The sequence below is a fragment of the Pseudoxanthomonas sp. SGT-18 genome, from assembly GCF_003931645.1.
Lineage (GTDB): Bacteria > Pseudomonadota > Gammaproteobacteria > Xanthomonadales > Xanthomonadaceae > Pseudoxanthomonas.
Genome location: NZ_RRYJ01000007.1, coordinates 176,606 through 202,103, shown reverse-complemented (window position 1 = coordinate 202,103; position 25,498 = coordinate 176,606). Strand labels below are relative to the sequence as shown.

The following is a 25,498-nucleotide window of genomic DNA, read 5'->3' as shown; positions in this document are numbered from 1 at the left end:
CGTTGCTTGCCCGGATGGAGTGGCACCATCCGGGCATCCCGGCCCAGCCACGGGCCCCGGCCCGAAACGACGAAGCCCCGCAACGCGGGGCTTCCTCTTGCGCCGGCCACGGTGCGCGGGCAACAAAAAACCCCGCCGGGGCGGGGTCTTTCGTCTGCTTCGCTGTGGCACCGCTGGCGCTCCCTAGGGGACTCGAACCCCTGTTTTAGCCTTGAGAGGGCCACGTCCTAACCGCTAGACGAAGGGAGCGTTGTGCGGGTGTTCCCAGCGAAGGCGCGCTAGTATATTCACCCGCCAGCCGGACGGCAATGCCCCCGGCGAAAAATTTTTCCAGCCAAGTCCACGGAAGCACTCCCATCGATCCGCAAGCCATCCCGCAACCTGTCCTGCGCAGCGTTCCGCGCGACCAGCACCCGATCTCACGCAAGGACATAAGCCCCAACGCCCTGCGCGTGCTCTACCGGCTGCGCGAGGCCGGCTTTGGCGCGTTCCTGGTCGGCGGCGCGGTCCGCGACCTGCTGCTGGGCATGCACCCCAAGGACTTCGACGTGGCCACCGACGCCACGCCCGAGCAGGTCAAGCAGCTGTTCCGCAACTGCCGCCTGATCGGCCGCCGCTTCCGCCTGGCCCACGTGGTGTACGGGCGCGAGATCATCGAGGTGGCCACCTTCCGCGCCAACAGCGACGACGGCAGCGGCGACCGCGAGATCGAGGACGGGCGCCTGGTCCGCGACAACGTCTACGGCACCATCGAGGAGGACGCGGTCCGCCGCGACTTCACCTGCAACGCCCTGTACTACGCGATCGAGGATTTCTCGGTGCGCGACTACACCGGCGGCTTCGAGGACGTGCTGGCGCGGCGCATGCGCCTGATCGGCGATCCGGAAACCCGCTACCGCGAGGACCCGGTGCGCATGCTGCGCGCGGTGCGCCTGGCGGCCAAGCTGGGCTTCAGCATCGACCCGCCCACCGCCGAGCCGATCCCGCGCCTGGCCGGGCTGCTGGCCGAGGCCGCCCCGGCGCGCTTGTTCGAGGAGATGCTCAAGTTGTTCCTGTCCGGGCATGCGGTGGCCAGCTTCGAGGGCCTGGAGCGCCACGGCCTGTTGCCGGCGCTGATGCCGGAGACCGCGGCCGCGCTGCGTTCCAACCGCAGCGGCGCATTGCGGCGGATGGTCCTGCAGGGGCTGGCCGGTACCGACGCCCGCGTGGCCGCGGACGAGCCGGTCTCGCCGGCGTTCCTGTTCGCGCTGCTGCTGTGGCCGGCGTACTGCCGCGCCCTGGCCGGGCTGCAGGCGCAGGGCATGCCGGCCGAGGAGGCGCAGCGCCGCGCCGCCGACCGGGTGACCCTGCACCAGGTGCAGACCATCGCCCTGCCCAAGCGCTTCTCCCTGCCGATGCAGGAAATCTGGCTGCTGCAGTCGCGCTTCTCCACCCGCCAGCGCAAGCGCGTGTTCCGGCTGCTGGCGCACCCGCGCTTCCGCGCTGCCTACGACTTCCTGGTGCTGCGCCTGGCTGCCTCGGAGAACCACGCCGCCGACGTGGAGTTCTGGCGCGAGGCCCAGCGCAGCTCCGGCGACGCCCTGGCCGCCAGCCTCGAGGCCGGCGGCGGCGACGAGGGCGACCTGGAAGGCGCGCCGCGCCGGCGCCGCCGCCGGCGTCGCCGCGGGACTGCCGCCGCCTCCGAATGAACACGCCGGTCCGCGCCTGCATCGGCCTGGGCGCGAACCTGGGCGAGGCCGCCGCCAGCGTGCGCGCGGCCTTCCCGGCGCTGGACGCCTTGCCCGGTACCCGCCTGCTGGCGGCCTCGCGGCTGTACCGCACCCCCGCCTGGGGGCGCACCGACCAGCCGGACTTCATCAACGCCGCGGCCGTGCTCGAGACCACGCTGCCGGCGCCGGAGCTGCTGGCCGGGTTGCTGGACATCGAGCGCCGCGCCGGCCGCGTGCGCGGCGGCGAAGCCACCCGCTGGGGCCCGCGCATGCTCGACCTGGACCTGCTGCTGTATGGCGACCAGGTATTGGACCTGCCCGGCCTGCAGGTGCCGCACCCGTACCTGCACCAGCGTGCCTTCGTGCTGGTGCCGCTGGCGGAGATCGCCCCGGAGGCGCCGATTCCCGGGCACGGCACGGTCGCCGCGGCCCTGCGCACGGTCGATGCCGGCGGGGTGGAACCGCTGGCGCCGGGCTGAAGCCACGCCCGCGGGACGCTGCGTGACCGATGGCAGCCGGGGCAGGGCGGGGTTTTGCGCGATAATGCGCGGCTTGCCGAACCGGATACCGAAATGAGCGTACATGCCGAGCAAAAGCCCTGGACCGTCCCCGCGCTGGCCGAGGCCAAGCGCCAGGGGCGTCGCCTGGCGATGCTGACCGCGTACGACGCCGGCTTCGCCCGGGTCATGGACCAGAACGGGATCGACCTGGTGCTGGTCGGCGATTCGCTGGGCATGGTGGTGCAGGGCCACGACTCGACCCTGCCGGTGACGGTGGCCGACATGGCCTACCACACCGCGGCCGTGGCCCGCGCGCTGAAGCAGGCGCTGCTGCTGAGCGACCTGCCGTTCCAGTCCGATGCGACCCCGGAGCGGGCGCTGGACGCCGCGGTGGCGCTGCTGCAGGCCGGCGCGCAGATGGTCAAGCTGGAAGGCGCCGGGCCCAAGCTGGAGGTGATCCGCTTCCTCGCCGGGCGCGACATCCCGGTGTGCGCGCACCTGGGCCTGACCCCGCAGTCGGTGCTCAAGCTCGGCGGCTTCAAGGTGCAGGGTCGCGAGGAGCAGGCCGCGGCGCGGCTGCGCGCTGACGCCCTGGCGGTGCAGGAGGCCGGCGCCTCGCTGCTGGTGCTCGAATGCGTGCCGACCCCGCTGGCGCAGCAGATCACCGCTTCGCTCGACATCCCCACCATCGGCATCGGCGCCGGCCCGCACTGCGACGGCCAGGTGCTGGTGCTGCACGACTTCCTCGGGCTGGACAGCGGCCACCGCCGCCCGCGCTTCGTCAAGGATTTCCTGGCCGAAGGCGGCTCGGTGGCCGGCGCCGTGCGCGCCTACGCCGAGGCCGTGCGCGACGGCAGCTTCCCCGACGCCGCGCACGCCTACGCCTGAGCCTTTCCCCCTCTTCCTGGCAGTACCGATGATCGAAACCATTACCGAACTGGACGCGCTGCGCGAACGCGTGCGCGGCTGGAAGCGCGAGGGCCTGCGCGTGGGCTTCGTGCCCACCATGGGCAACCTGCACGCCGGCCACTTCTCGCTGGTGCGGCTGGTCCGCCAGTACGTGGACCGCGTGGTCTCCAGCGTGTTCGTCAATCCGACCCAGTTCGGGCCCAACGAGGACTTCACCCGCTACCCGCGCACGCCCGACGCCGACACCGAAGGCCTGGAGGCCGCCGGCTGCGACGTGCTGTGGCTGCCAACGGTCGAGTCGATGTATCCGTTCGGCGTGGAGCTGGCCTCGAAGGTGCACGTGCCGGGCGTGAGCCAGGTGCTGGAGGGCGAGTGCCGCCCCGGGCACTTCGACGGCGTGTGCACCGTGGTCAGCCGCCTGTTCAACCAGGTGCAGCCGGACGTGGCCGCGTTCGGGCGCAAGGACTACCAGCAGCTGGCGGTGATCCGGCAGCTGGTGGCCGACCTGCAGTTCCCGATCGAGATCGTCGGCGGCCCGATCGTGCGCGAGGCCGACGGCCTGGCGATGAGCTCGCGCAACCAGTACCTGGGGCCGGAGGAGCGGCCGCGCGCGGCCACCATCCACCGCGTGCTGTGCGCGATGCGCGACGCCCACCTGGCCGGCACCCCGCGTGCCCGGGTGGAGGCCGATGGCCGCGCCGCCCTGGTGCAGGCCGGGTTCGAGGTCGACTACGCCGTGCTGCGCCGGCCGGACCTGTCCGAACCGGCCGAGGGCGAGGCAGGCCCACGGGTGGCGCTGGTCGCCGCGCGCCTGGGCAGCACCCGCCTGATCGACAACCTCGAGTTCTGAGCCGGCGGGCCGCCCGGCCCGCGGCCAACCTACGTTTCGCATGCAACGGCCTGTCCCGCATGCGCCGCTTGCCCGTGGTCGCACCGCCGCCGCGGGCATTGCTACCATCCAAGACCCGGAGTCCCCCCATGCACCTGACCCTGCTCAAAGCCAAGATCCACCGCGCGACCGTCACCCACTCCGAGCTCAACTACGAGGGCTCGGTGGCGATCGACGGCCTGCTGCTGGACGCCACCGGCATCCGCGAGTTCGAGCAGGTGCACGTGTGGGACGTGACCAACGGCGCGCGCTTCACCACCTACGCCATCCGCGCCGACGAGGGCAGCGGCATCATCTCGCTCAACGGCGGCGCCGCGCGCCACGTGCAGGTGGGCGACCTGGTGATCATCGCCGCGTTCGCGTCGATGGACGCCGCCGAGGCCGACGCGTTCCAGCCGAAGCTGGTGTACGTGGACGGCCAGAACCGCATCACCCATACCAACCACTCCATCCCCAAGCAGGCTGCCTGATGACGACATCCGCCCCCGGTCTCGACACCCTCCAGTCCCACGCCGCGCGCCTTTCCGGCGCCAGCATCGCCGGGCTGCTGAAAGACGAACCGGGGCGGGTGGAGGCCCACGCGCTGCAGGTCGGGCCGCTGTACGCGACCTTCGCCCGCCAGCGCTACGACGCCGCGGCCTGGGACGCGCTGCTGCAGCTGGGTCGCCAGCTCGAGCTGCCGGTCGCGTTCCGGCGCCTGTTCGACGGCGAGAAGATCAACCTGACCGAGGGCCGCTCGGTGCTGCACACCGCGCTGCGCGGCGACCTGTCGCAGGCGCCGGTGGCGCGCGAGGCGTACGAGACGGCGGCCGCGGTGCGCCAGCGCATGTACGCGCTGGTGCGCGAGCTGGAGGCCAGCGAGGTCACCGACATCGTCAGCGTCGGCATCGGCGGCTCGGACCTGGGGCCGCGCCTGGTGGCCGACGCCCTGCGCGGCGCGCTGCCGGGCCGCTTCCGCGTGCACTTCATCTCCAACGTCGACGGCGCCGCCGCGCAGCGCGTGCTGGCACCGCTGGACCCGAGGCGCACCGCGGCGGTGTTCATCTCCAAGACCTTCGGCACCCAGGAAACCCTGCTCAACGGCGCCATCGTGCGCGACTGGCTGGGCGGCAGCGGGCGCATCTACGCGGTCAGCGCCAACCCCGAGCGCGCCGCCAAGGCGTTCGACATCGCCGCCGAGCGGGTGCTGCCGATGTGGGACTGGGTCGGTGGCCGCTACTCGCTGTGGTCGGCGGTCGGCTTCCCGATCGCGCTGGCGATCGGCACCGAAGCCTTCGACCAGCTGCTGGCCGGCGCGGCCGAGTTCGACCGCCACGTGCTGGAAGCGCCGCTGGAAGCCAACCTCGCCGTGCGCCACGGCCTGACCGCGGTGTGGAACCGCAATGCGCTGGGCCTGGCCTCGCACGCGGTGCTGACCTACGACCAGCGCCTGGCCCTGCTGCCGGCCTACCTGCAGCAGCTGGTGATGGAATCGCTGGGCAAGCGGGTCAAGGTCGACGGCAGCCCGGTCGATGGCGACACCGTTCCGGTGTGGTGGGGCGGCGCCGGCACCGACGTGCAGCACAGCTTCTTCCAGGCCCTGCACCAGGGCACCGGCATCGTCCCGGCCGATTTCATCGGCACCGTGCGCAACGACGACCCGTACGCGCAGAACCACGAGGCGCTGCTGTCCAACCTGCTGGCGCAGACCGAGGCCCTGGCCAACGGCCAGTCCAGCGAGGATCCGCACCGCGCCTACCCGGGCAACCGCCCCAGCACCACCATCCTGCTGGAGTCGCTGACCCCGCGTTCGCTGGGCGCGCTGCTGGCCATGTACGAGCACAGCGTGTACGTGCAGTCGGTGGCCTGGGGCATCAACGCCTTCGACCAGTTCGGCGTGGAGCTGGGCAAGCAGGTGGCCAATACCCTGCTGCCGGCGCTGCGCGGCGAGAGCCAGGCCTCCGACCCGGTGACCGCGGCGCTGATCGCGCGCCTGCGCGGCTGAGCCGGCGCGGCAGCCAGGGCTGCCGGTACGCGAGGGGCGTCCGCCGCAAGGCGGGCGCCCTTCGTCCATGTAGCCCCGGGCGTGGCCGGCACCGGGAGGCGGCCGGCTTCAGTCCCGCTGCTGCGCCAGGTATTCCTGCAGCAGCGCCAGCTGCTCCAGCGCCTCCGGGTGCCCGGCGGCGGCCGCCGCCCGCACCTGCTCCAGGTCCGGATGCCGCACCACCAGCACGATGTCCACGCAGCGCGGGCACAGGTACTCACTGAGGTCCTCGTGCGGCTCCAGCACCATGGCGCGGCTGTCGCCCTCCCATTCGCAGGCGGCGCAGACGACCGCGCGCTCGCGCCAGCCGGGCTGGAAGTAGTCGTCGATCAGCAGGGTCACGGTGGAGTCCGGTCGGGGGGCAGGCGCTGGGCGAACAGCCAGTCCCACATCGCGGGATCGGCATAGGTCGCGTCCCAGGCATTGTGGTTGCCTTCGGGGTATTCGGTATAGCGGAAATCCGCGCCGGCCTGGCGCGCGAGCTGGTACACGCGACGGGTGTCGTGCGGCAGCACCACGTCGTCGCGCGCGCCATGGAACATCCATACCGGCAGGTGGCGCAGGCGCTGCACCAGTGCCGCATGCGGGTCGGGCTCGCCGGCCACGGGCGTGACGTAAAGGGTAGGGCGCACTGCGCGCGGCGCGAGCACGCCGGCGCACACCGGCACCAGCGCGGCGAAGCGGTCAGGTGCCAGCAGGGCGACTTCCCAGGTGCCATAGCCGCCCATCGACATGCCGGTGGCGTAGGTGCGCGCCGGGTCGCCGCCGAACTCGGCGCTGGCCGCGTCCAGCGCCGCCAGCGCCATGCGCGCGTTGGCGCCGGTCCATTCCTCGCCCCGGCGCACCTGCGGCATCACCACCAGGGCCGGGAAGGCGCCGGCATGGCGGCGCAGGTACGGGCCCAGGCCGGCCGTGGTCTGGGCCTGGCCGTCCTCGCCGCGCTCGCCGGAACCGTGCAGGAACAGCACCACCGGCAGCGGTCCGCCGCGGCGTGCCGCGGCCGGCACGAACACCGCGTAGCGGTGGACGCGTCCCTCGAACTCCAGCTCGCGCTGGACGAAGCCGCCGGTGTCCGGCAGCGATGGCGGGGTCTGGCAGGCACTCACGGGCAGGCAGGCAAGCAGGACAAGCAGCCAGAGTAAACGGTACGGATGCATCGGTGCTCCTCCGCGGCGGGCATCCATTGTGGACGCCGGCGGAGCAAGCCGCAGTGAGCGCTGCGACGCCTGCACTCCCGGAAACGGCACGGCCCCACCGGAGCGGGGCCGTGCCGGCGGCGTCGGGACCGGGCTCAGAAGGCGCGGCGGTAGCCGGCGCTGATGTACACGTCGTCGGCGTGGCCGGCACCGTGGTCGGCGCCCACGTCCAGGCTCCAGTGCGAGCGCGCCGAGCGGGCGTAGTCCAGTCCGGCGGCCGCGCGCGCGCCGTGTTCCGGCACCTGCTGCCCGCTGACCGGGACCAGCACCCCGGGGGCTTCGGCGAACCAGGCCGGGAAGCCGGCATCGGTGTCGCCGGACAGCCAGCGCCCGGCGGCCAGCCCGTGCAGCGACAGGCGGTCGCGGACCAGGCGCAGGCGCAGGCCCAGCTCGCCGTAGCGGACTTCGCTGGCATCCGCGTCGGCGCGCAGTTCCAGGCCCTGTCCGCCGGCCTCGTGCAGCGCGCCCTGGCGGTGGCGGATCCAGCCGGCAGCGACGAACGGGGTCACGCCGGCATAGACCTCGCGCCCGGCCTCCAGGCGCGCGCTGAGGGTGGTATCGGTGTGGCCGCCGGACACGGCCATGGCCTGGTCGCCGACGAGTACCGTGCGGCGGGTATCCACCGAGGCGCGCTCGTAGCCCAGGCTGGCGGACAGGTAGCCGCTTTCGGTGGCCAGGCGCGCGTACAGGTCCAGGCCGGCGGAATCGGCATCGAAGCCGCCGCCGATCGCGTCCAGGTCGGCACGGCTGCGCCCGCTGTTGAGCGCGGCGCCGGCCGCCGCGGACCGAAGGCGTGGTCCACGCCGGCGGTGAGGCCGGTGGCGTGCCAGTCGGCATCGGCAAAGCCGGGCCGCTCGAATGCGCCCGCCTGGGCAGTGGCGCTGCCCCAGAAGCCGGCGGCTTCCGGTTCCAGCAGGGCCACGCGGTCGGCCAGGCGCTGGGTGGCGGCCACGGCCTGCTGCACCGCCACCGCGCGCGCGGTGCCGTGCACCTCGGCGGCCAGGCTGGCCAGCGAGGCCTCGGCCTCGGCGGCGTGGGCACGCGGGCCAGCTTGCCGACCAGGTCGATCAGGGCGTCGTTGCCGCCACCCGGCTGCAGGCCGGCGGTGTGGTCGAGCAGGCCGTCGGCCATGCGCACACCGTCCACCACTGCCTGCGGCGCGCCCGCGCGCTGGCGGTGCTGGCGGCGCTGGTGCGCTCCAGCCTCGCGTCCAGGCTGTTGCTGCCGTAGTCCAGCTGGGCGGTGTAGAAGAAGCCGCTGCCGTAGGTGACTGCGGAGAACGCGCCGGTATGCGAGCGGTAACCCATCAGGCGCTCGCTGCTGCCCACCGGGTAGCCCGGGGCCGGCGCCAGCAGGTGCAGGGTGCCGGCGAGGTTGGCCTGGCCCTGCACTTGCAGCGGCTCGCCGATGGCGATGGCGGTGGTGGCCTGGGGGCTGGCGGTGAAGTCGCCGCCGATCCGTCCGGCGCCCTGGAACACCGCGCCGTTGCCGACGCGCACGCTACCGGCGGTGCCGCGGGGCATGCCCAGATGGCCGCCCTGGACGTGGGTCAGGCCGGTGTAGCTGTTCTGGCCGGTCAGCCACAGGCTGCCGGCGCCGGTCTTGGTCAGGCCGCCGCTGCCGCCGATGTCGTTGGCGAAGGCGTAGCTGCCGGAGGGACGTGGGCGGTGAAGGTGTCGGTGAACGCGCCGGGGCCGCGCACGGCCTTGTTGGCGTTGAGCAGGCGCCAGCCGTACACCACGTCGACGCCCGGCTGGCCCAGGTCGGTGGCCGTGGTCAGGATGGTCTGCTGCACGTTGCTGGCGCTCATCCACGGGAACGCCTGCCACACCATCGCCGCCGTGCCGGTGACCGCCGGGGCGGCCAGCGAGGTGCCCGAGGCGCGGCCCTTGAACTGGGTGCCGTCCACGCCCGGCACCGCGACCAGGCCCGGGGCCACCAGGCACCAGGAGGCGGCGCTGCCGCAGGCGTTGCTGTAGTCGGCCAGGCCGGTGGCCTTGCCGCTCTTGTCGAGGTCCACCGCTGCCACCACCAGCAGGTGCCTGTTCCATTCCTGCATGAAGCGCGGCATCAGCGAAGTGGTGGACGGCTCGGGGCTGGAGTCGTTGCCGGCCGCCGCGACCAGCAGGCCGTCCACGTCGATCACGCCGCGCAGCCACTGCGCGTAGCCCTCGGCCTGGCGGCGCAGGTTGTCCTCGTCGGTGGCGGTGGTGCCCACTGACCAGTTGTACAGGCGCACGCCGCGGCTGCCCATGTCGGCGATGGCGACGCGCGCCATGTCCGCGGTGCACCAGTTGTTGTAGCAGGTGACGCCCCAGTACAGCTCCGCTTCCGGGGCGACGCCGCCGCCGAAGCCGCTGACCGCGCGGCCGGCGAGGGCCGCGGCCACGACCGCGCCGTGGCCGGAGCTGTCGTATTCGCTCTTGCCGGTGTAGTCGCGGTACCAGGCCACGCGGCCGTCGAGGGGGCGTAGGCCACTTCGTGCTGGCCGTCGAGCAGGCCGACCTTGACGCCCTTGCCGGTCAGGCCGGCCTCGTGCCCGGCGAGCGCGCCGGTGGGCACCAGCAGGTTGTCCTGCACGCCCTTGTAGCGGTAGTGGCAGGACTGGGCCGAGCCCGCGCTGCTGCAGTCGGTGCCCGGCAGCGGGTCCGGCTACGCCGGCGTGGCCGGCTGGCTGGGCTGGGACGGCTGCGACGGGGCGGGTCGTGCCGGCTCGGGGGCAGCCGGCGGGTTGGACTTGGTTCCACCGCCGCCACCGCAGGCCGACAGGGCCAGGGCCAGGGCCACGGTGAGCGGGGCACGCTGCAGCTTGGACACTTGCTACCTCACGCTTGCGGTTCAGGCCTGTCGCCGCCGCCGCCCGGGGGAGGAGCTGCTGCTTGCGCGAGCGGGCGGCGGCGACAGTGCAGCCGCGCGGACCGGGGGGATTGCGGGCTGCACCGCTTGGGTCGGCGCGGACCGGCGGCTCTGGAGGACGCAGTGCACAATTCCGTATTCAGGTTTCTGTCGATTGCGTGAAATGGGACAACGGCCACATTGGTGCGGGGCGCTCCGGGCGCCTCGCCGTGGGCGTCTGCGGGGCGCCACCGCCCGTGACAGCGACCGGATGCGGTGCGGCAGGTGCAGGGGCTGCCGGGGTTGGCACGCAAGGCGGAGGGGAGCCCGGCAGAAGGGAGCCCGGGGGAGGGAGCGCAGGCGGCGCCAGCAGCAAGGGGGCGGCCCAAGGGCGCGGCGGGGAAGAGCCAGGAGCGCCAACGTGCCTGGCTAGGTGCCAAGGGGGGACTGCCAGGGCACGACCGGACGGCCGGGGCGCAGGGGGGGCGCCGCCGCTCCGGGGGGCGCGGCCAGCGGGCAAGGACGATCAGCGCGTGGCGGCGGCTGGCCGGCCCGGCTCCGGCGGCGGCAGTTCGTGGCGGATGCGCAGGAAGCGGGGGAAGCGAGGCAGGCCGTTGCCGGTCAGGCCGCTGTAGCGGTAGGTGACCCAGCTGCCCACCGGAGGCGGAGCCTCGCGCTGGGCGTCGCTGAAGCCACTGCCGATGCGGAACTGGCGGCCGTCGGCGGTGCGCACCAGCAGCGCGCCCATGCGGCCGTGGTGGCGGCCCTTGCCGGGGAGGTGGGCGAGGACCTGGGCCTCGGCGTCTTCGTGTGGCTTGTACTTGAACAGGGTGTCGCTGCGTCCGGATCGGTACAGGCCGTCGGCCCGATGCAGGACCAGGCCTTCGCCGCCGGCGGCGACCACCCGCGCCAGTTCCGCGTCCAGCGCCGCGGCCGAATCGAACCGGCGCTGTTCAACCAGGGCCAGGGTCGGGCTGCGCGCGGCGGCCACCAGCTCGCGCATGCGCTGCAGCCGTTGCGCGAACGGCCCGGGGTGCGCGGGCAGGTCGAACAGCATGAAGCGCACGCCCTGCCAGTCCGCGGCGGTGCCGCCGACGCGGCGGACCAGGGCGCTGAGCTCGTCGAAGCGGCCGCGGCCCAGCCACAGTTCGCCATCCATGGGCTCGGCCGGCCAGCCGCGGGTGAACCCCGCGGGCGCGGGGACTGGCGCGCCACCGCGGGTCCATAGTCGGCGCCCGTCCCAGCGCGCACGCACGCCGTCCAGCTTCTCGCTGACCAGGAAGGCGTGCACCGGCTGGTCGCCGCGCCAGGTCGAGGCCAGCATCGGCGCGGGCGTGGCCGGGGCCGCCGGCAACGTGGCGGCAGGCAGCAGGCAGAGCAGGGCGAGCAGCAGCAGGCGCATGGGCAGGGCGGTGGTCCGCGGGGACCGCAGCTTCCCGCGTTGCGCGGGCGCGCGTAATCGGGCGCTGCCGGCGCCGGCTGTAGGAAAGCCTTGTGGCGTGCTGTCGGCACGCACCGCGCGGCTGGGCGGGCGGCAAACGGTCCGCGCGGCGTGCCGTGGGGTGGCGCAGGCGGTGTTGGCCGGGCGGGAACGCGGCTGCGGCCGGGGCGCGCTGCCGCAGGCGGCACGAAGCGGGGAAGGAATGCAGAGCCGGGCCCGACCGGTACCCGGGCAACCGTGGCTTCGTGGCTGGCGCCGGCCTGGCCGGGGCGTTCAGTGCAGCAGGATCGCCGTGGCCAGGCCGAGGAAGCAGAAGAAGCCCATCACGTCGGTGACCGCGGTGACCACCACGGTGCCGGCTACCGCCGGGTCGATGTTCATCCGCCGCAGCAGCAGAGGCAGCAGCACGCCGGCACTGGCGGCGGCGCAGAAGTTGATCACCAGGGCCAGGGCGATCACCAGCGACAGCACCGGGTCGCCGAACCACAGCAGCGCGATCAGGCCGACGATGCCGCCGATCAGCACGCCGTTGATCAGGGCGACGCGGATCTCCTTCCACATCAGGATGCCGGCGTTGCTCGAGCCCACCTGGCCCAGGGCCAGGCCGCGCACCATCAGGGTCAGCACCTGCACCGCGGCGTTGCCGCCGATGCCGGCCACGATCGGCATCAGCACCGCCAGTGCCACCACCTTCTCCAGGGTGGCCTCGAACTGGCCGATCACGCCGGCGGCCATGAAGGCGGTGAACAGGTTGATGCCCAGCCACACCACGCGGCCGCGCACGGCGCGCTTGACCGGCGAGAACAGGTCCTCGTCCTCGTCCAGGCCGGCGGCGCCCAGCGCCTGGTGCTCGGCCTGCTCGCGGATGATGTCGACCACGTCGTCGATGGTGATGCGGCCGAGCAGGATGTTGTTCTCGTCCACCACCGGGGCCGAAACCCAGTCGTGGTCGGAGAAGCGGCGCGCCACTTCCTGGGCGCTCTCGCCCACGTCGATCGCCGGCTGCTCGTCGTCGATCAGGCGGTTGATCGGGGTGGAGTCCTCGTGGGTCACCAGCGCGGCCAGCGAAACCCGGCCCAGGTACTGGTGGCGGCGGCTGACCACGTACAGGTGGTCGGTGTGGTCGGGCAGCTCGCCGCGCAGGCGCAGGTAGCGCAGGACCACGTCGACGTTGACGTCGGCGCGCACGGTGACCACATCCGGGTTCATCAGGCGGCCGGCGGTGTCCTCCGGGTAGGACAGCACCTGCTCCAGCCGTTCCCGGTTCTCGCGGTCCATCGACTTGAGGACCTCGTCGATCACCGTGTCCGGCAGGTCCTCGACCAGGTCGGCCAGGTCGTCGATGTCCAGGTCCTCGACCGCCGCGACCAGCTCGTCCGGGTCCATGTCGGCGATCAGGCTCTCGCGCACCTCGTCGCCGACGTGCAGCAGCACCTCGCCGTCGTCCTCGGCGTCGACCAGGCCCCACACCACCTCGCGCTTGCCCGGCGGCAGCGATTCCAGCAGGTTGCCGATCTCGGCGGGGGAGAGGGTGTTGACCAGCCGCCGCACCGGGCCGAGCCGGCCGCTGTCCAGCGCGTCGGACAGCAGGCGCAGCTGGCGCGCGGTCTTGTCGTGGCGGACGGCTTCGGCCATGCGCGGCTCCGGGTTGGGGGCGATGCCGCAACGGGAGGCGCGCGGCAGGTCAGGCGTTCATGGCAGGCATTATCCCCCGCGCCCGTCGCGTTTGGATAGGGTCAGGCCGATTCCAGCCAGCGCTCGATGCCGCGCCGGTCGCGCGCCTGCAGCAGGCGCGGGGCGCGTTCCTGCAGCCGTGCCAGGTCGCATTCGCGGATGGTGCGGCGCAGTTCCAGCAGGCCGGCCGGATGCAGGCTGAACTCGCGCAGGCCCAGGGCCAGCAGCAGCGGTGCCAGGCGCGGGTCGCCGGCCATCTCGCCGCACACGGCCACCGGCACGCGGTGCTCGGCGCCGGCGCGCAGCACGTGCGCAAGCAGGCGCAGCACGCCCGGGTGCAGCGGCGAGTACAGGTCGCCGAGGGCGTCGTTGTTGCGGTCCACCGCCAGCAGGTACTGCACCAGGTCGTTGGTGCCCACCGAGAGGAAGTCGACCGCGTCGGCCAGGCCGTGCACGCCGATCGCCGCGGCCGGCACCTCGATCATCGCCCCCAGCGGCGGCACCTCCGCGGCGATGCCGCGGCGGCGCACCGCGGCCACCGCGCGGCGCAGGCGGCGGCGCACGATCAGCATTTCCTCGCGGCAGGAGACCATCGGCACCAGCACCCGCACCGGGCCGTAGGCCGAGGCGCGGACGATGGCGCGCAGCTGGGTGTCGAACACCGCGTCGTACAGCAGCGACAGGCGCACGCCGCGCACGCCCAGCGCCGGGTTGGCCTCGTTGGCCAGGGCCAGGCCGGCGCGGTCGGCCTTGTCCGCGCCCAGGTCCAGCGTGCGGAAGGTGACCGGGCGCCCCCCCATGGCCAGGACCGCGTCGCGGTAGGCCAGGTATTGCTCTTCCTCGCCCGGCGACTCGCGGTCCTGCAGGAACAGGAACTCGGTGCGGTACAGGCCCACGCCGGCCGCGCCGAGCGCGTGGGCGCGGGCCACGTCCTCGCGCGACTCGGCATTGGCGTACAGGGCGATGTCGACCCCGTCGCGGGTGCGGGTGGGCTTGCTGCGCAGCCGCTCCAGGTCGCGCCGCTCGCGCTGTTCGCGCTGCTGCAGCTCGCGGTAGCGGCGCAGGTCGGCGGCGTCCGGGTCCAGCACCAGCTGGCCGCTCTCGCCGTCGACCATCAGCACGTCGCCATCGTTGATCCGCGACAGCGCCTCGGCCGCGCCGACCACCAGCGGCATGTGCAGGCTGCGGGCGAGGATGGCGGTGTGCGACAGCGGGCTGCCGCCGGCGGAGACGATCGCCACCACGCCCTGGGCCTGCAGCTGGGCCAGCTCGGACGGGGCCACGTTCTCGCACACCAGGACCTCGCCGGCGGTGCCGCGCGGCAGCGGGTCGTGCTTGTGCAGGTGGGCGTTGACCCGGCCGATGATGTGGTCCAGGTCGTCCAGGCGGGCCCGCAGGTAGGGGTCGTCCATGGACTGGAACACCGCGGCCAGGCGGTCGCGCTGCACGCGCAGGGCGTAGCCGGCCGAATAGCGTTCCTGCTGGATCAGGGCCTCCAGCGACTGCACCAGCTCCGGGTCGTCCAGCAGCAGCGCGTGCAGGTCGATGAATTCGATGGCTTCCTTCGACAGCGCGCCCTGCAGCTTCTCGCGCAGGGTGCGCATCTCGGCACGGGTGGCCTCCAGGGCCCCGTGCAGGCGCGCGGCCTCCTCCTTGACCCGCGAGGCCGGCAGCCGCTGCTCGGTCACCTCCAGCGCGTGCGGGAGGCGGACCCGGGCCCGGCCCAGGGCCAGGCCGCGGGAAGCGCCATGCCCGGCGAAGGCCAGCCTCATCCGGGCGTCCCCCTGGACGGGCGCGGCGACGCGTGCTGGCGGCCCGGCCCGCGCACGGCTCAGGCGTCCTCGTCGAACCGGTTCTCGAACAGATCGACCACGGCCTGCATCGCCTCGGCCTCGTCGACCCCGTCGGTGCGCACGGTGACCGGGGTGCCCTGGCCGGCGGCCAGCAGCATCACCCCCATGATGCTCTTGGCGTTGACCTCGCGTCCCTTCGCCTGCAGGGTCACGGCGCAGCGGAAGGGTGCCAGCGCCTGGACCAGCTTGGCGGTGGCCCGGGCATGCAGGCCCAGGCGGTTGGACACGGTGAGTTCACGTTCAAGCATCGTCGATGATCGCTCCATTGCGCGCGCCCGCCGCCGCGGTGGCGGGCAGTTCGTCCAGTCCCTGTTCCGGATAGTTCATGACCCGCAGCAGCATTGGCAGGCTCAGCGCCGAGACCCGACGGACCGGCGTGCCGAGCCTTGCCACCTGGGCGGCGAGGTTGCTGGGGCTGGCGCCGTACAGGTCGGTCAGGACCAGCACGCCGTCGCCCCCGTCGACCCGCCGCAGCGCCGCGGAGGCGGCCGGCAGGAGCTGGTCGGGGTCGGCGTCGAACGGGACCTCGAAGGCTTCCGCCTTCAACGGCAGCTTGCGCAGCAGGGCCGTGGCCACGGCCAGGAGGGCGCTACCGACGCCGGGATGGGTGATCAGGAGGATGCCACATGCCATGGCGGGAAGTTAACAGAGCACCCCGACCGCCGTCGCGCCTTTCCGCGCGGCGGTGCCGCCGGCGGCAGCGGCGGGGGCTCAGTCCTGCTCGCGGTGGTAGGTGGCGACCTCGTTCCAGCCCTGTTCGCGGGCGTGGGCGGCCAGGCGCTCGGCCAGGTACACCGAGCGGTGCTTGCCGCCGGTGCAGCCGAAGGCCACGGTCACGTAGGCGCGGGTGTCGTTGCGCAGGCGCGGCAGCCAGGTGTCCAGGAACTCCGCCACCTGGCGGGCGTAGGCGTCCACCTCCGGCTGGGCATCCAGGTAGTCGCGCACGCGCTGGTCGCGGCCGGTCAGCGGGCGCAGCTCCGGCTCCCAGTGCGGGTTGGGCAGGACCCGGGCATCGAACACGAAGTCCGCCTCCTCCGGCACCCCGCGCTTGTAGGCGAAGGACTCGAACAGCAGGGACAGGCCCGGGCTGTGCTCCAGGGCGAAGCCGGTGATGACCTGGCGCCGCAGCTGGTGCACGTTGAGGTGGCTGGTGTCGATCACCGCGTCGGCCTCGCGCCGCAGCGGGGCGATGATCTGGCGCTCGCGCGCGATCGCCTCCGGCAGCGACAGGCCCAGGCGGCTGAGCGGGTGGCGGCGGCGGGTGTCGGCGTAGCGCCGCAGCAGGATGTGGTCCTCGGCCTCGAAGAACAGCAGGCGCGCGTCCACGCCCAGCGACCCGGCCGCGGCGCGCCACTCGGCCAGGCGGCCGAGGTCGTCCTTGCGGCTGCGCACGTCGATGCCCACGGCCATGCGCTCGGGCAGGCCGTCCTCGCGCACCAGCGAGCCGACGAAGGCCGGCAGCAGCTCCAGCGGCAGGTTGTCGACGCAGTAGTAGTCCAGGTCCTCGAAGGTCTTCAGCGCCACCGACTTGCCCGAGCCGGACAGGCCGCTGACGATCACCAGGGTGGGGCGGGTGGTGGTGGTCATGAGCCGCGGCGCTCCAGCAGGTTGCTGTGCCGGGCGATGAACATCGCCGCCGGGTCGATGCCCTTGGTGCGCAGGATGTGCAGGCGGGTCGCCGCCTCGGTGAGCACGGCCAGGTTGCGGCCGGGCATCACCGGCAGGGTGATCAGCGGCACGTCCAGGTCCAGCACGTGGCGGGTGCCGGAGTCGCCGGTCAGGCGCTCGTAGCCGTGCGGCGAGGGCTCGGTCATCGGCCGGGTCAGGTGCACGATCAGGCGCAGGTACTTGTTCTTCTTGACCGCGGTGTCGCCGAACATCTCGCGCACGTTGAGCACGCCCAGGCCGCGCACCTCCAGCAGGTCCTGCAACAGCTCCGGGCAGGTGCCGTCGAGCACGTCCGGGGCGATCTGGGTGAATTCGGGGGCGTCGTCGGCGACCAGGCGGTGGCCGCGGCTGAGCAGTTCCAGCGCCAGCTCGCTCTTGCCCGAGCCGGCCTCGCCGGTGATCAGCACGCCGATGGAATAGATCTCCATGAACACCCCGTGCAGGGTCACGCGCGGGGCGAGGGTACGGGCCAGGTGGTAGGAGAGGTGGTTGAGCAGCTCGTGGCCGCGCCGCGGCGAGACCCACAGCGGGGTATCGGTCTCCTCGGCGGCCGCGCGCAGGTCCTCGGGGCAGGACTGGTTCTTGCTGATCACCAGCGCCAGCGGCCGGGCCTGGATGATCTTCTCGATGGTTTCCCAGCGCTGGCGCGAGTCCAGCGAGTCGAGCCAGGCCAGTTCCTCGCTGCCGAGGATCTGCACCTTGTTGGGGTAGATGGCATTGAGGTAGCCGGCCAGCGAGGGGCGGCGGGAATTGGTGTCGCCGGAGTCGATCTCGCGGGACCCGCCCTTCTGGCCGGCCAGCCAGCGCAGCGACAACTTGTCCTGCTGCTGCTCGAACAGTTCGCGTGCGGTGATGCTGGCATTCCTCATGCGGCCCGGGTCCTTCTGGCAGGGGTCGCGTGATTGTCGCCCAAACGGGCTCGCGCGTCCCGGCCGGGCGGGTGCCGGCCGGGCGGCGGGGGCGGGTCAGCCGACGTCCGGGAGGACGCGGGGCGCCTGGTAGTCCTGGTTCTTTTCCTTGTGCTTGAGGATCTGGCGGTCCAGCTTGTCCGCCAGCAGGTCGATGGCCGCGTACATGGTCTGGGCCTCGGCCTCGGCGTGCAGGGTACGGCCCGGGACGGAGAGGTCCGCGGCCGCGCGGTGGGAGGGCTTGCGCAGGCCGAGCTGCACGCGGGCGGCGATCGGCTGGTCGAAATGCCGGTCGAGCCGACGCAGCTTCTCCTCCACGTAATCGCGCAGGGCCGGGGTGATCTCCAGCTGCTGGCCGTACGTTTCGATGCGCATCGTGAACCTCCTTTGTGGTTGCCGCTGTGGGCGGCCCCGCACGATGCCGGTCACGCGCCTAGCCGATGCGGACCCGCTCGTGCGACGCCGGAATGTTCATGAGCTCACGATACTTCGCCACCGTGCGCCGCGCCACCGGCACGCCCGACTGCTTGAGCAGGTCGGCCAGCTTGGCGTCGGAAAGCGGCTTGCGCGGGTTCTCGTCGTCGATCAGGCGGCGGATCATGGCCTGGATCGCGGTGCTGGAGGCCTCGCCGCCGCCGTCGGTGTCGATGCCGGAGGCGAAGAACGCCTTCAGCGGCAGGGTGCCGCGCGGGGTGCGCACGTACTTGCGGGCGATGGCGCGGGAGACGGTGGATTCGTGCAGGCCCAGCTCGGCGGCGACCTCGCGCAGGGTCAGCGGACGCAGCGCCTGTTCGCCGAACTCCAGGAACCCGGCCTGCTGGCGCAGCAGGCAGCGCACGACCTTCAGCAGGGTCTCGCCGCGCGCCTCCAGGCTCTTGAGCAGCCAGCGCGCCTCCTGCAGCTGGCCGCGCAGGTAGCCGGCGTCGCTGTCGCCGCAGCGCCGGATCAGCTGTTCGTAGCCGCGGTGGATGGCGACCTTCGGTTGCGCCTGCCGCGACAGCGCCGCCTTCCACACCCCGCGCTGGCGCCAGATGATGCAGTCGGGCACGACGTAGCTGTCGTGTTCCAGTTCGGCCATGCGCTTGCCCGGGCGCGGGTCCAGCGAGCGCACCAGCTGCACCGCCTGCTCCACGTCGCACGGCGGCGCGCGCAGTTCCTGGGCCAGGCCCTCGGTGCCGATCTTCGGCAGCCGCTCCAGCGGCGCGGCGACGATGCGCAGGGCCAGGGCGCGGCCGGGGGTGCATTCGGGCAGGACTTCCAGCTGCAGGCGCAGGCACTCGCCAAGGTCGCGCGCGCCCACTCCGGGCGGATCGAAGCGCTGCAGCTGGTGCAGCACGGTGAGGATCTCCTCCTCGCTGGCGCGGGTTTCCGGCAGCAGCGCCTCGGCGATGGACGCCAGCGGTTCGCGCAGGTAGCCGTCCTCGTCCAGGGCGTCGATCAGCATGGCGCCGATGCGGCGGTCGCGCGCCGACAGCGGCGACAGGTGCAGCTGCCACAGCAGGTGGTCGGCCAGGGTCTCGGTCCCGGCCATGCGCTCGGCCGCGTCGTCGCCGTCCTCGTCGTAGCCGCCGCCGGATGCCTGCCAGGCGGGCTCGTCCGGCGCCCAGTCCTCGCCCTCGGGCGGGACATCGTCCGAGGGCGAGGCAGCCGCGCCGTCGCCGTCGCCCGCGGCGACCGGCTCCTGGTAGGCCTCGTCGGCCCACTCCAGCAGGGGATTGGTCTCGATCGCCTCGGCGACCTCGGCCTGCAGCTCCACCGTGGACATCTGCAACAGGCGGATGGCCTGGCGCAGCTGCGGGGTCATGACCAGGCTCTGTCCCAGCGATGTCTGCAGCCGTGCCTTCATGTCCCTGCCAGAAAGGAAGCCTGGGGCTGCCGGGCCAGGGGGTCAGAGGCGGAAGGTGTCCCCGAGGTAGACCCGGCGCACGTCCGGGTTGGCCAGCAGTGCGTCCGGGGCCCCCTGCGCCAGAACGCGTCCCTCGGCGAGGATATACGCACGGTCGCAGATTCCCAAGGTCTCGCGCACGTTGTGGTCGGTGATCAGCACGCCGATGCCGCGGTTCTTGAGGTGGGTGACGATGCGCTGGATCTCGCCGACCGAGATCGGGTCGACGCCGGCGAACGGCTCGTCCAGCAGCATCAGCCGCGGCCTGGCGGCCAGGGCGCGGGCGATCTCGCAGCGCCGGCGCTCGCCGCCGGACAGGCTGGCGCCGAGCTGGTCGGCGACGTGGCCGATCTGCAGCTCGTCCAGCAGCGAGGACAGCTCGGCTTCCAGCGCGTCGCCGTCCTTGAGGTCCTCGCGCAGCTCCAGCACCAGGCGGATGTTGTCAGCCACGGTGAGCTTGCGGAACACCGAGGGTTCCTGCGGCAGGTAGCCCACGCCCAGGCGGGCGCGGGTGTACATCGGCTCGGCGGTGATGTCGCGGCCATCGAGCACGATGCGCCCGGCGTCGGCGGCGACCAGGCCGACGATCATGTAGAAGCAGGTGGTCTTGCCGGCGCCGTTGGGGCCGAGCAGGCCCACCACCTCGCCGGCGTCGAGCGAGAGGCCGAACTCGCGCACCACCTCGCGCTGCTTGTACTTCTTGCGCAGGCCTTCGGCGACGAGCATCAGTTGCCTTCCTTGTTCTGCTGGGCGCGTGGCTGGATCACGGTGCGCACGCGGGTGCCGTCGCCGCCGCTCTGCATCTGGCCGCTGGCCATGTTGTAGACCATGCGCTGGCCGCTGTTGCTGCCGCGCGGGGATTCGACCGTGTAGTTGCCGGTGAGCGTCAGCAGCTCCTTCTTCGGCTCGTAGACGATGCGGTCGGCGCGGGCGTTCATGGTCGCGCCGTCGTCCATCTCCTGGCGCATCGTGGCCTGCTTGCCGGTCAGCACCACCTGCTCGATCTCGCCGCCGCGCTGCACGATCTCGGCGCGCGCGGCGGTGATGTGCAGGGTGCCCTGCACGATCTCGACGTTGCCGGTGAAGACGCAGCGCGAGTCTGCGCTGGCCTGGCTGCAGTCGGAGTTGTCCGAGTCCAGCGTCATCGGCTGGTTGCGGTCCGAGCTCTTGCCCAGGGCGGTGGAGGACAGCGTGGCCAGCGCCAGCACGGCGAGGGCGGCGGTCCGGGACTTAAGGGCGCGCGGAAGGTTCATAGCGAGTCCTGACCTGGGAAAGGAGGCGGTACTGGCGGGTCTTGAGGTTGGCTTCCATGCCGTTGCCGGTCTGCAGCAGGCCGGGGCGGGTGACGCGCACCGGGCGGTCGGTGCGCGCCAGGTCCTGCGCCGGGAGGAATTCCAGCACGTCGGTGCGGAAGCTGCTCGGGGCGGGGCTGGCCGGGTCGCTGTCGCCGGCGACGTTGCCCTCCAGGCGCAGCAGCTCGCCGTCGGCGCTGATCCAGCCACGCTCGGCCGAAAGCCGCCACGGCCCGGGCTCGGCGGGGGCCAGGAACAGCGGCTGCTCCAGGTCCATGCTCTCGTCCTCGCGGCGCTGCAGCTCCGGCGACTGCACCCGCACCGACTCCAGCCCGTCCTTGCCGAGGATCACCAGTTCGAAGTCGCGCAGCACGTAGTCCGAGCGCTCGCCGCTGGCGGCCGCCGGCGCCTCGCGCCCGCGCATCTGCCAGGCCGACCAGCCGGTGGCCGCGGCGGCCGCCAGCAGCACCAGGCCCAGGAGCAGGCGCCAGTTCATGCCCGGCGTCCGTCGCGCGAGCCGTGCCCGGCGAGGATCGCCGGCACGTGGCCGTGCGCCGCCAGCAGCACGTCGCAGACCTCGCGCACCGCGCCTTCCCCGGCGCGGCCGCGGGTGCGCCAGTGGACCCGTTCGGCGATCCACGGATGGGCGTTGGCCGGCGCCACGGAGAGGCCGGCCACGCACAGGCAGTCCAGGTCCGGCAGGTCGTCGCCGACGAAGCAGGCCTGTTCGCGCGCCAGGCCGTGGCGGGCCAGCAGTTCGTCCATGCAGGCGAGCTTGTCGGCCACGCCGATGTGGGTTTCCAGGCCGAGGTCGGCGCCGCGCTTCTGCGCCACCAGGCTGGGGCGGGCGGTGATCAGCGCGACGTGGAAACCGAAGCGGCGCAGCTGCACCAGGCCCTGGCCGTCGAGCACGCTGAAGGACTTCATCTCGTTGCCGGCGGCGTCGAAGTACAGGCGGCCGTCGGTGAGGGTGCCGTCCACGTCCAGGCACACCAGCCGGACCTGGCGCGCGCGCTCGGCGATTTCCGGGGGGACGAGGGACAGCGGGTCGTAGGCCACGATCGGTTCCGGGGACATGGGGCGGTTAAACCACGCGTGCTCGCAACAGGTCGTGAACATTGAGCGCGCCCACCGGGCGCTGCTCGGCGTCGACCACGATCAGGCCGTTGATGCGGTGGCGCTCCATCAGGTGCGCGGCCTCGGTGGCCATCTGCCCGGCGTCGATCGTGCGCGGGTTGCGGGTCATGACCTCGGCGATCCGCGCCTGGCGCACGTCGATGCCGCGGTCCAGGGCGCGGCGCAGGTCGCCGTCGGTGAAGATCCCGGCCAGGCGTCCGTCGGCGGCGGCGATCGCGGTCATGCCCAGGCGCTTGCGGCTCATCTCCACCAGCGCCTCGGCCACGCTGGCGTCCTCGCCGACGCAGGGCAGTTCCTCGCCGCCGTGCATCACGTCGGTGACGTGCAGCAGCAGGCGCCGGCCGAGGCTGCCGGCCGGGTGCGAACGGGCGAAGTCGTCGGCGGTGAAGCCGCGCGCCTCCAGCAGCGCCACCGCCAGGGCGTCGCCCATGGCCAGCGAGGCGGTGGTGGAGGACGTCGGGGCCAGGTGCAGCGGGCAGGCCTCGGCCGGCACGCCCACGTCCAGGTGGATGTCGGCCTCGCGCGCCAGGGTGGACTGCGGGCGGCCGGTCATCGCGATCACCTTGTTGCCCTGGCGGCGCAGGGCCGGCAGCAGCATCAGCACCTCGTCCGACTCGCCGGAATAGGACAGCGCCAGCACGATGTCCGCGTCGGTGATCATGCCCAGGTCGCCATGCCCGGCCTCGCCGGGGTGGACGAAGAACGCCGGGGTGCCGGTGGAGGCGAGGGTGGCGGCGATCTTGCGCGCCACGTGCCCGGACTTGCCCATGCCGGTGCAGACCAGGCGCCCGCGCGAGCCCAGGATCAGCCGGCAGGCGCGGGCGAAGTCCTCGCCGACCCGTTGCCCGACCGCTTCCAGGGCCTGGGCTTCGACCTGGAACACGCGCCTGCCGGCGGCGGCCAGCTGCGCGGGTTCGGCGGATGACTCGGCGGCTGCGCTCATGTATCGGCCCGGGAGCGGCCCGGATTCGCTAGACTAGGGTGCTTCATTCTAGGCCAACAGCTTCATGGACGCCGACACCATCGCCCGCCTGATCGAGCAAGGCCTGCCCGGTGCCAAAGCCCACGTGCAGGGCGACGATGGCGTGCACTTCGAGGCGACCGTGGTCTGCGAGGCCTTCCGCGGCAAACTGCCGCTGGCCCGCCACCGGATGGTCTACGCGACCCTGGGCGACCTGATGGGCGGGGCGATCCACGCCCTGTCGCTCCGGACCGTGACCCCCGACGAAGCCGCCTGAGGTGCGCCGCATGGCGCCGTTTCCCACCGTTTCCCCCGTACCCGGGTTCCCATGCAGAAGATCGTAGTCAGCGGCGGCGCGCCGCTCCGCGGCGAAGTCGCCATCTCCGGCGCCAAGAACGCCGTCCTGCCCATCCTGTGCGCGACCCTGCTGGCCGACGCGCCGGTGGAGATTGCCAACGTCCCCCACCTGCACGACGTGATGACCACGCTCAAGCTGCTGGGCGAGCTGGGCGCGAGCGTGGACTACAAGCAGGGCGAGCTGGCGCGCAGCCTGGTGGTCGACCCGCGCACGGTGCGCAACCACGTGGCCCCCTACGACCTGGTCAAGACCATGCGCGCCTCGATCCTGGTGCTGGGCCCGCTGCTGGCGCGCCATGGCGCGGCCGAGGTGGCGCTGCCGGGCGGTTGCGCGATCGGCTCGCGCCCGGTGGACCAGCACATCCGCGGGCTGCAGGCACTGGGCGCGGAAATCAGCGTCGAGAACGGCTACATCAAGGCCCGCGCCGGGCGCCTGAAGGGCGCGCGCTTCGTGTTCGAGATGGTCACCGTCACCGGCACCGAGAACGTGATGGCCGCCGCCACCCTGGCCGAGGGCACCACGGTGCTGGAGAACGCGGCGATGGAGCCGGAGGTGGTCGACCTGGCCGATTGCCTCAACGCGCTCGGCGCGCGGATCGAGGGCGCGGGCACCGCGCGGATCACCATCCACGGCGTGGAGCGCCTGGGCGGCGGCCGCCACGTGGTGCTGCCCGACCGGATCGAGACCGGCACCTTCCTGGTGGCCGCAGCCATGACCGGCGGCCGGGTGACCGCGCGCAACGCGCGGCCGGATACCCTGGAAGCGGTGCTGGACAAGCTCCGCGAGGCCGGCGCCACGGTCGCCACCACCGCGGACAGCATCACCGTGGACATGGAGGGCCGGCGCCCGCGCGCGGTCAGCCTGACCACCGCGCCGTACCCGGCGTTCCCGACCGACATGCAGGCGCAATTCATGGCGCTCAACTGCGTGGCCGAGGGCGTGGGCGTGATCAGCGAGACGATCTTCGAGAACCGCTTCATGCACGTCAACGAACTGCTGCGGCTGGGCGCGGACATCCAGATCGACGGGCATACCGCGGTGGTGCGCGGCGTGCCGCGCCTCAGCGGCGCTCCGGTGATGGCCACCGACCTGCGCGCCTCGGCCTGCCTGGTGCTGGCCGGCCTGGTGGCGCAGGGCGAAACCACCATCGACCGCATCTACCACCTGGACCGCGGCTACGAGAACATCGAGGCCAAGCTCGGCGCGCTGGGCGCCAGCATCCGCCGCATCGACGCGCGGCAAGGGGAGGGCTGAATGCTGCTGCGAGGACGCATGACCACCCGCCGCAAGGTCCTGCTGGGCCTGCTGGCGGCAATGCTGGTGCTGATCGGCGTGGCCGGCTGGCTGGGCATGGCCGCCACCCGCGGGGTCGAGACCTCCGACATGGACTGGAACGGCGATGGCGTGGTCGACCGCGGCGAGATCCTGCAGTCGTTCTACGCGGTGACCGCCGAACGCAGCAGCGAGGGCAACCGCGAATGCACCACCTTCCGCTGGTTCCGCAGCGGCGAGGTGATCCGGGTGCAGTGCCAGACGGTGTTCAAGGCCGAGGAGTGAACCGGCCAGGGCGCCGCGCTCAGCGCAGCGCCTTGAGGGTCAGGTCGATGGTGTCCTGGCCGTTCTCGCGCTGCAGGATGCGCGCCGGCACCGGCATTTCCGCCACGATCCAGGCGATCGTCTCGCGCTTGTCGTCGCGGCGCACCACCTTGGTGGCCTGGCGCGGCTTGCCGGCGACGGTGATCTGCTCCTTGCCGGCCACCTCGTAGCGCAGCGGCTTGGCCCGGCCCTCGTCGACCAGGCGGTAGGACAGCGGCTTGCCCGCGGCCAGGTCGCGGGCCACGGCCAGGTTGATCAGCAGCGCGTCCATGTCGCCGGGCTGCAGCTTCACCGGGCCGCGGCGCTCGGGCTTGACGTCGCCGCTCCAGGTGGCCTGGCCGGCCTTCCAGTCGTAGTTGGCCTGCACCGACTTGCGCTTGATCAGCGCCACCGAGCTGTCGCTGCTGCTCAGCGGACGCAGGGTGCCCTGGTGCTCGTCGAACACGGTGACCTGGCTCAGGTCGGCGACCTGGTTGCGGATGCGCAGGCTGTACTTCCAGCGGTCGCCGGACTCGCGCGCCAGGGTCATGGTGCCGTCGGCGCGCATGCCCATGTAGCTGGCGGTGTAGTCGGCGGTGAACGGCTCCATCGCCAGCGCCGGCACGGCGGCGGCGAGCAGGCCCAGCAGCAGCGGGAGGCGGATCAGGGGGCGGGTCCGGTTCAT

General features: G+C 72.8%; 30 protein-coding genes and 1 tRNA gene. 9 read left to right on the top strand and 22 right to left on the bottom strand.

The features are described 5' to 3' along the window. Positions 1-174: 174 nt before the first annotated feature. A tRNA-Glu gene (locus EIM47_RS11315) sits at positions 175-249 on the bottom strand. Positions 250-308: 59 nt separating this feature from the next. On the opposite strand from EIM47_RS11315, the gene pcnB reads away from it, so the two are divergent. The 6 genes from pcnB to pgi all read left to right on the top strand — a co-directional run bounded on the left by pcnB (position 309) and on the right by pgi (position 5,991). Continuing rightward, positions 309-1,688, top strand: a complete 1,380-nt coding sequence (gene pcnB, locus EIM47_RS11310) for a polynucleotide adenylyltransferase PcnB (protein ID WP_125076938.1) — start codon at positions 309-311, stop codon at positions 1,686-1,688. Continuing rightward, positions 1,685-2,188: a 2-amino-4-hydroxy-6-hydroxymethyldihydropteridine diphosphokinase gene (folK, locus tag EIM47_RS11305; protein WP_019397454.1), complete on the top strand. Its 504-nt coding sequence runs from the start codon at positions 1,685-1,687 to the stop codon at positions 2,186-2,188. Before pcnB ends, folK begins: the two co-directional genes overlap by 4 nt. A 93-nt stretch (positions 2,189-2,281) precedes the next feature. Next, positions 2,282-3,097: a 3-methyl-2-oxobutanoate hydroxymethyltransferase gene (panB, locus tag EIM47_RS11300; RefSeq protein WP_019397455.1), complete on the top strand. Its 816-nt coding sequence runs from the start codon at positions 2,282-2,284 to the stop codon at positions 3,095-3,097. A 28-nt stretch (positions 3,098-3,125) separates the two neighbouring features. Further along, the gene (gene panC, locus EIM47_RS11295; protein ID WP_019397456.1) at positions 3,126-3,968 is read left to right on the top strand and encodes a pantoate--beta-alanine ligase; all 843 of its coding nucleotides are present in this window, start codon (positions 3,126-3,128) and stop codon (positions 3,966-3,968) included. 128 nt (positions 3,969-4,096) lie between these two features. After that, positions 4,097-4,477, top strand: coding sequence for an aspartate 1-decarboxylase (gene panD, locus EIM47_RS11290; RefSeq protein WP_019397457.1), 381 nt, complete (start codon positions 4,097-4,099; stop codon positions 4,475-4,477). Continuing rightward, positions 4,477-5,991: a glucose-6-phosphate isomerase gene (gene pgi / locus EIM47_RS11285; protein ID WP_125076937.1), complete on the top strand. Its 1,515-nt coding sequence runs from the start codon at positions 4,477-4,479 to the stop codon at positions 5,989-5,991. Before panD ends, pgi begins: the two co-directional genes overlap by 1 nt. A gap of 108 nt (positions 5,992-6,099) precedes the next feature. On the opposite strand, the gene EIM47_RS11280 is transcribed toward pgi, so the two are convergent. The 20 genes from EIM47_RS11280 to EIM47_RS11190 all read right to left on the bottom strand — a co-directional run bounded on the left by EIM47_RS11280 (position 6,100) and on the right by EIM47_RS11190 (position 22,862). Next, on the bottom strand, positions 6,100-6,372 hold the full coding sequence (locus EIM47_RS11280) for a hypothetical protein (RefSeq protein ID WP_125076936.1): 273 nt from the start codon (positions 6,370-6,372) through the stop codon (positions 6,100-6,102). Continuing rightward, positions 6,369-7,187: a prolyl oligopeptidase family serine peptidase gene (locus tag EIM47_RS11275; protein ID WP_125076935.1), complete on the bottom strand. Its 819-nt coding sequence runs from the start codon at positions 7,185-7,187 to the stop codon at positions 6,369-6,371. Before EIM47_RS11275 ends, EIM47_RS11280 begins: the two co-directional genes overlap by 4 nt. A gap of 134 nt (positions 7,188-7,321) precedes the next feature. After that, positions 7,322-8,056: an autotransporter outer membrane beta-barrel domain-containing protein gene (locus EIM47_RS11270; RefSeq protein ID WP_276312189.1), complete on the bottom strand. Its 735-nt coding sequence runs from the start codon at positions 8,054-8,056 to the stop codon at positions 7,322-7,324. Between the two features lie 237 nt (positions 8,057-8,293). After that, positions 8,294-8,749, bottom strand: a complete 456-nt coding sequence (locus EIM47_RS15760) for a hypothetical protein (RefSeq protein ID WP_205948718.1) — start codon at positions 8,747-8,749, stop codon at positions 8,294-8,296. An 83-nt stretch (positions 8,750-8,832) separates the two neighbouring features. After that, a complete protein-coding gene (locus tag EIM47_RS15685; RefSeq protein WP_164514591.1) occupies positions 8,833-9,678 on the bottom strand; it encodes a S8 family peptidase in 846 nt (281 codons plus the stop codon). A 200-nt stretch (positions 9,679-9,878) separates the two neighbouring features. Beyond that, the gene (locus tag EIM47_RS15680; protein ID WP_164514590.1) at positions 9,879-10,043 is read right to left on the bottom strand and encodes a hypothetical protein; all 165 of its coding nucleotides are present in this window, start codon (positions 10,041-10,043) and stop codon (positions 9,879-9,881) included. A 544-nt stretch (positions 10,044-10,587) separates the two neighbouring features. Further along, positions 10,588-11,463, bottom strand: coding sequence for a DNA ligase (locus EIM47_RS11255; RefSeq protein WP_028915346.1), 876 nt, complete (start codon positions 11,461-11,463; stop codon positions 10,588-10,590). 312 nt (positions 11,464-11,775) lie between these two features. Continuing rightward, complete coding sequence (gene mgtE, locus EIM47_RS11250; protein ID WP_019397463.1) at positions 11,776-13,137, bottom strand: magnesium transporter; 1,362 nt, start codon at positions 13,135-13,137, stop codon at positions 11,776-11,778. Positions 13,138-13,238: 101 nt separating this feature from the next. Further along, on the bottom strand, positions 13,239-14,948 hold the full coding sequence (gene ptsP, locus EIM47_RS11245; RefSeq protein ID WP_125076931.1) for a phosphoenolpyruvate--protein phosphotransferase: 1,710 nt from the start codon (positions 14,946-14,948) through the stop codon (positions 13,239-13,241). Positions 14,949-15,007: 59 nt separating this feature from the next. Next, complete coding sequence (locus tag EIM47_RS11240; protein WP_028915345.1) at positions 15,008-15,277, bottom strand: HPr family phosphocarrier protein; 270 nt, start codon at positions 15,275-15,277, stop codon at positions 15,008-15,010. After that, positions 15,270-15,662 carry a PTS sugar transporter subunit IIA gene (locus tag EIM47_RS11235; protein ID WP_019397466.1) on the bottom strand — a complete coding sequence of 131 codons (393 nt, stop codon included), beginning with the start codon at positions 15,660-15,662 and terminating at the stop codon, positions 15,270-15,272. The genes EIM47_RS11240 and EIM47_RS11235 overlap by 8 nt, the downstream gene beginning before the upstream one ends. 78 nt (positions 15,663-15,740) lie before the next feature. Next, positions 15,741-16,616, bottom strand: coding sequence for an RNase adapter RapZ (gene rapZ, locus EIM47_RS11230; RefSeq protein WP_164514589.1), 876 nt, complete (start codon positions 16,614-16,616; stop codon positions 15,741-15,743). Then, positions 16,613-17,566 carry an HPr(Ser) kinase/phosphatase gene (gene hprK, locus EIM47_RS11225; RefSeq protein ID WP_019397468.1) on the bottom strand — a complete coding sequence of 318 codons (954 nt, stop codon included), beginning with the start codon at positions 17,564-17,566 and terminating at the stop codon, positions 16,613-16,615. Before hprK ends, rapZ begins: the two co-directional genes overlap by 4 nt. Before the next feature lie 96 nt (positions 17,567-17,662). After that, positions 17,663-17,980 carry a ribosome-associated translation inhibitor RaiA gene (gene raiA, locus EIM47_RS11220; protein WP_019397469.1) on the bottom strand — a complete coding sequence of 106 codons (318 nt, stop codon included), beginning with the start codon at positions 17,978-17,980 and terminating at the stop codon, positions 17,663-17,665. 58 nt (positions 17,981-18,038) lie between these two features. Continuing rightward, positions 18,039-19,451 carry an RNA polymerase factor sigma-54 gene (locus EIM47_RS11215; protein ID WP_125076930.1) on the bottom strand — a complete coding sequence of 471 codons (1,413 nt, stop codon included), beginning with the start codon at positions 19,449-19,451 and terminating at the stop codon, positions 18,039-18,041. Positions 19,452-19,493: 42 nt separating this feature from the next. After that, positions 19,494-20,216, bottom strand: coding sequence for an LPS export ABC transporter ATP-binding protein (lptB, locus tag EIM47_RS11210; protein WP_019397471.1), 723 nt, complete (start codon positions 20,214-20,216; stop codon positions 19,494-19,496). Next, complete coding sequence (lptA, locus tag EIM47_RS11205) at positions 20,216-20,743, bottom strand: lipopolysaccharide transport periplasmic protein LptA (protein ID WP_026010262.1); 528 nt, start codon at positions 20,741-20,743, stop codon at positions 20,216-20,218. Before lptA ends, lptB begins: the two co-directional genes overlap by 1 nt. After that, the gene (gene lptC, locus EIM47_RS11200; RefSeq protein ID WP_019397473.1) at positions 20,721-21,278 is read right to left on the bottom strand and encodes an LPS export ABC transporter periplasmic protein LptC; all 558 of its coding nucleotides are present in this window, start codon (positions 21,276-21,278) and stop codon (positions 20,721-20,723) included. Before lptC ends, lptA begins: the two co-directional genes overlap by 23 nt. After that, the gene (locus tag EIM47_RS11195) at positions 21,275-21,841 is read right to left on the bottom strand and encodes a 3-deoxy-D-manno-octulosonate 8-phosphate phosphatase (RefSeq protein ID WP_026010263.1); all 567 of its coding nucleotides are present in this window, start codon (positions 21,839-21,841) and stop codon (positions 21,275-21,277) included. Before EIM47_RS11195 ends, lptC begins: the two co-directional genes overlap by 4 nt. Positions 21,842-21,866: 25 nt before the next feature. Further along, on the bottom strand, positions 21,867-22,862 hold the full coding sequence (locus tag EIM47_RS11190) for a KpsF/GutQ family sugar-phosphate isomerase (protein ID WP_125076929.1): 996 nt from the start codon (positions 22,860-22,862) through the stop codon (positions 21,867-21,869). Between the two features lie 64 nt (positions 22,863-22,926). Here EIM47_RS11190 and EIM47_RS11185 point away from each other — a divergent pair, with 64 nt between their 5' ends. Genes EIM47_RS11185 through EIM47_RS11175 form a run of 3 tightly spaced genes read left to right on the top strand, consistent with a single transcriptional unit; the run spans position 22,927 to position 24,795 of the window. Further along, positions 22,927-23,157: a BolA/IbaG family iron-sulfur metabolism protein gene (locus tag EIM47_RS11185; RefSeq protein ID WP_019397476.1), complete on the top strand. Its 231-nt coding sequence runs from the start codon at positions 22,927-22,929 to the stop codon at positions 23,155-23,157. A 51-nt stretch (positions 23,158-23,208) separates the two neighbouring features. Further along, positions 23,209-24,492: a UDP-N-acetylglucosamine 1-carboxyvinyltransferase gene (gene murA, locus EIM47_RS11180; RefSeq protein WP_125076928.1), complete on the top strand. Its 1,284-nt coding sequence runs from the start codon at positions 23,209-23,211 to the stop codon at positions 24,490-24,492. Beyond that, a complete protein-coding gene (locus EIM47_RS11175; RefSeq protein ID WP_019397478.1) occupies positions 24,493-24,795 on the top strand; it encodes a hypothetical protein in 303 nt (100 codons plus the stop codon). 19 nt (positions 24,796-24,814) lie between these two features. Here EIM47_RS11175 and EIM47_RS11170 read toward each other — a convergent pair whose 3' ends face one another. Continuing rightward, positions 24,815-25,498: a DUF3108 domain-containing protein gene (locus EIM47_RS11170; protein WP_125076927.1), complete on the bottom strand. Its 684-nt coding sequence runs from the start codon at positions 25,496-25,498 to the stop codon at positions 24,815-24,817.